The sequence below is a fragment of the Candidatus Jordarchaeum sp. genome (assembly GCF_052745115.1).
Genome location: NZ_JBRAKS010000324.1, coordinates 1 through 4,253, shown reverse-complemented (window position 1 = coordinate 4,253; position 4,253 = coordinate 1). Strand labels below are relative to the sequence as shown.

General features: G+C 37.8%; 5 protein-coding genes. 2 read left to right on the top strand and 3 right to left on the bottom strand.

Translation table 11 applies throughout. The features are described from left to right. Window positions 1-431 precede the first annotated feature (431 nt). Complete coding sequence (locus tag ACUVXA_RS17025; protein WP_445872486.1) at window positions 432-908, bottom strand: single-stranded DNA-binding protein; 477 nt, start codon at window positions 906-908, stop codon at window positions 432-434. 309 nt (window positions 909-1,217) lie between these two features. Here ACUVXA_RS17025 and ACUVXA_RS17020 point away from each other — a divergent pair, with 309 nt between their 5' ends. Beyond that, window positions 1,218-1,856, top strand: coding sequence for a zinc-ribbon domain-containing protein (locus ACUVXA_RS17020; protein ID WP_445872485.1), 639 nt, complete (start codon window positions 1,218-1,220; stop codon window positions 1,854-1,856). Window positions 1,857-1,892: 36 nt separating this feature from the next. Here the strand turns inward: ACUVXA_RS17020 and ACUVXA_RS17015 are convergent, their stop codons facing one another. After that, window positions 1,893-2,480, bottom strand: a complete 588-nt coding sequence (locus ACUVXA_RS17015; RefSeq protein ID WP_445872484.1) for a transglutaminase-like domain-containing protein — start codon at window positions 2,478-2,480, stop codon at window positions 1,893-1,895. Window positions 2,481-2,699: 219 nt separating this feature from the next. On the opposite strand from ACUVXA_RS17015, the gene ACUVXA_RS17010 reads away from it, so the two are divergent. After that, the gene (locus ACUVXA_RS17010) at window positions 2,700-3,950 is read left to right on the top strand and encodes a threonine synthase (protein ID WP_445872483.1); all 1,251 of its coding nucleotides are present in this window, start codon (window positions 2,700-2,702) and stop codon (window positions 3,948-3,950) included. 93 nt (window positions 3,951-4,043) lie between these two features. Here ACUVXA_RS17010 and ACUVXA_RS17005 read toward each other — a convergent pair whose 3' ends face one another. Further along, window positions 4,044-4,244, bottom strand: a complete 201-nt coding sequence (locus ACUVXA_RS17005; protein ID WP_445872482.1) for an amidohydrolase family protein — start codon at window positions 4,242-4,244, stop codon at window positions 4,044-4,046. Between the last annotated feature and the right edge of the window lie 9 nt (window positions 4,245-4,253).

Sequence of the window (4,253 nt, the reverse complement as noted above, 5' to 3'; positions counted from 1 at the left end):
AGCACATGGTTGCCCAAAATAAGGTCATTCCAGACCACTCACCGGATGAAAAGCGCCCCACACACCTTCCGCATACGGGTGCAAAATAAAATGGTACAACCTTTGCAAAAACCGTTCTCCAGCTACGGAGATTGAAAGTTTTTGATTTAGTTTTATTAAAGTTGAAAAATTCTCAAAAAAACAGTTTTAAACTGTTGAAAATACATCATAATATATAAATAAAGTGAAAAAACAAAAATTGTGCAACATAGCATAAAGAGAAGGAACTATATAAGTAATTTTACAAAAATTCAAAATTCAGTCTTTTTTCGTTATTCAACATTTTCTACTATTGAATATTTTAAAAGTTTTAAAAAATAAGTGATTTTGAGTAGTGAAGTGAATCAACTAGGAATTATTTAAATTAAAAAAATTGAAGAAGAATTCTCAGACTAATATCTTCTTCCTCTACTTCTATCACTTCTGTATGGTCTGGATCCACCATATGATCCACCATATCTGGATCCCGAATCACCATAGCTTGGTCTGTATCGTCTTTCTTGCTCGTAAACCTTGTCTGAGATATTATTTTCATTGTTTACCTCTATATCCTCGCCGTCCTCGACTTCCTCAAGGCTTCCGTACTTACCGATATTCAATCTTAAGGAATTCTTAAAAACTGTAGTATAGCCGTTATTAAGCTTATAAACGTGGTTCTCTTTCACCTTGTCTATGTCATCGTTCCAGAGGGACAATAGAATGCTTCCCGAACTATCACCCACCAGGGCTTCGGTAACCCTCAGATTCTCACCGGTTCTTTTTGACACAACTTCTCTTTCTTCATTAAGCGACTTGACTTTAAATTTTACGTTTATGCTCTTAAGACCAGGTCTTAAATTCTCAATAATAACATCTTGTGGTTCAATCATTTCAATCCATCTTTCTAAACAAACTTTCAATAAAAATAGAAAAAAAGCTTATAGACTGAAGCCAGTCCTAATCATTTTTCTATGCTGACAAGGAAGCAAGCCCTATATATAAATCTTTTCAGAAACCGGTTACACGATATCGAATTTCTTTCTAGAATAACACCTATAAGCGAAATTTTAGTATTATTTTTAATTTGATTGACTACAATAATCTATTTAAAACGTTATAAAATTTGAAAATAGAGCTTATGAAGATTGCATGCATTTAAAAGGTGTATGCTAAAACATTTATATTAAGGTGGAGAGTTGATGGCCGACTTTGAAATGGTGGTACCGAACTCTGCAAATAGGTATGACGAGTTTGTAGAATACCTTGATCAACAGATAAAATTTTCTAACTTGAAAAGGGTAATTAGATTAGGGCGAGCATCATGGGATATAAGCGGAGGCTTCCTCTCAAAAGGTAGGGCACAAATCTACCTAAGAGGAAATGACATTATTTGCAGGATAAACACGGAAGTAGAAATTTTCCCCATAATCCTAATTATAATTTTAACCGCATTAATTGGCCTAATTATTCTTGTCATTGCATTAGATAACCAGAAAAGAATAGAAAGAGAAGTAAGAAGAGCGATAGAAAGCGCGAAAACACAAATTTTAGTGAGGGCTCCAAAAAAACCTGTTAAAATCCGTGTCGAGGACAGAGAGAAATTTATGGACTGCCCGGGCTGCGGCAAAACCTTATACGAAGAGGCAAACTTTTGTCCCTATTGCGGCTTCAAAATGGATAGGTGTATAGTATGCAATCGTTTCCTAGGTAAAGGTAAAATCACTAAATGCCCCTATTGCTCCGGTTTAGCACATAGAGATCACCTGCTGGAATACGTTAAAGTAAAAGGTCAATGTCCTGCATGTGGAAAAGACCTAAAAATACACGAATTAGTTTGACCTTACTGATTTCACTTTTTTACATATTTAAGTCAATTATTTGCAACTCATACTTTTTCGGGCCTGTTTAATGATTTCCATTAGTTTTATTGCCATTGGATCTGTGGTGTATCCCTGATTAAGATTATCAACCATGGATTTTTCAATTTCAGGAACACTGCCCATTATTGGGCTGGTTTTTTTCCACCATTTTGGATCCTCAAAAGTGGGAATGTCGAACATGGATTTCATTCCTTGGTCTAATGTGGTATCGAGAATCTTCCACTGGTCTTTGATTTTTATTTCTGCAACAACATGAGGTAATTCTTGAATATCTACCTTCTTTTTAGGAAGTATTTGCGTTGTCATGAGAACATATCTCGCTGGAATTTTGGCTGCTCTGCACAAAGCAATTAGTAGAGAAGACTTGTCTAGGCAGGCTCCCGATTTTCTTTCCAAAGTCTTTAAAGCTCCCACAACTGGATCTACTTTGAATTCTATTGTATCTCTTACGAATTCAAAAAAATTTTTTACAATTTTTTTCTTGTCTTGTTGATTACCAGCCAATTTTTTAGCTAGTTCTATTATCGTTTTATTGTCGCTTTCACAACCATAGGTGGGATTCAAAAAACTTTCATCTTCCATACTTTTCACTTCGTTTTCTTTTTTTAGGTATTTTGTAGTCAAGTCCTTCTTTAATGCTCCCATAAAACTATTTTATTTAAAAAAATTAGGTTTGTATCAATTACAATGTTGGATTATGTATTTTTTAGGGCTTTAGCCTTTTATGAAATTAGTTTAGAAACGTTTTTTAATTAAAAATAATAGGAAGTTTAATAACTTATATTTTGGAGTGGAGATTAATTGAGTTTTGCTGAAACCTTGAAATGTTTAGAATGCGGTAAGGAATACTCCCTCAATGAAATAATTTATAATTGTGGGGACTGCGGTGGTAAGGGTCTCTTTCATGGCACTGTTGATGTGGTCTACGACTTGGAGGAAGCAAAAGAGAAAATAGATAGAAATCTGCTTGAATCCCGCCATCCCTCAGTATGGAAGTACTTTGAGCTTCTACCAATACTGGATAATTCAAATATAGTTTCCCTCGGAGAGGGTGGAACTCCCCTAGTTAAGTGTAACCGGTACGCTCAGGAAACAAAATCGGATAACCTGTACTTGAAGAATGAATTTGTTAACCCCACGTTGAGCTTCAAAGATAGAGTTTTTACAGTAAATATTTCAAAGGCTGTAGAATACGGTGTAGACACTATCGTTATGGCTTCCTCGGGAAACGCGGCCACAGCAGCATCAGCCTACTGTGCGAAAGCCGGATTAAAATGCTATATCTTCATACCGGGTGAAGCCTCACTGCCCAAAATCGCAAACATTATCATGAATGGTGCAAAAACAATTAAGATTAAGGGAACAGTTATCAACGCCGCGGTCTTAGCGGTGGAGGCAAGCTGGAAGTGGGGCTGGTTCCAGTTAACCACAGCAAAATCTCTAAGCCCCTACCAGGGTGAGGGATCAAAAACCATAGCCTACGAAATATGTGAACAGTTGGGTTGGAAAGCTCCAGACTGGGTCTTTGTCCCAGTTGGTGGAGGAGACAACATTGGGGGAATCTGGAAGGGATTCAAAGAATTCCACGAACTCGGACTCATAGACATGCTTCCAAGAATGGTGGGTGTTCAAGCTGAAGGAGCCGCAACAATAGTCAACACTTTCAACCAAGGAAAAGACTATACTGAAGCACCCATGGAGGATGCAGAAACAATAGCTGAGGGAATACGCACCGGCGTTTGTCCGGGACCATGGCCTCTCATGGCTCTGAGAGAGTCTAAGGGTGAAGGCGCAGCAGTCTCTGACGAGGAAATCTTAAAAGCTGAAAAAATGCTGGCAAAAACAGAGGGAATATTTTGCGAACCCTCCTCGGCGGCAGCCGCAGCTGGCTTGAAAAAACTCAGAGAGATGGGAAAAATTGACAGAAGCGACATAGTTGTTTGCGTCCTAACCGGTGCAGGATTAAAGGACATTGACGCTGCTCTGAAGCTAATCGAGGAACCCCCACTAATAGAGCCAAAAATGAAAGAACTAGAGAAACTAGTCATATAATCAAACTTTATCTTGAAAGTTACGGATTTAGTGAAAAGTTTGATAAAAGAAATCCATTGGGAATATGCTTTTCAGGTAAATGAGGTCCAAAGGTTATAACCGCAGTCTGGGAAAAAGTTTGAGTGCGTTTTCTCGTTCTATGCGCATCCGCGCCGCAGCGTCGAAACCATTATAGCTGGTAAGCTGTTTGACCTGCTCCGCTGTAAGGTTTTCAGGTGCGAACGGATAATCGCTTCCAAAGAGAATTTGAGAGGGTTTACAACAGTAGGAAGATTTAATACTAAATAATACCATATATGGCTA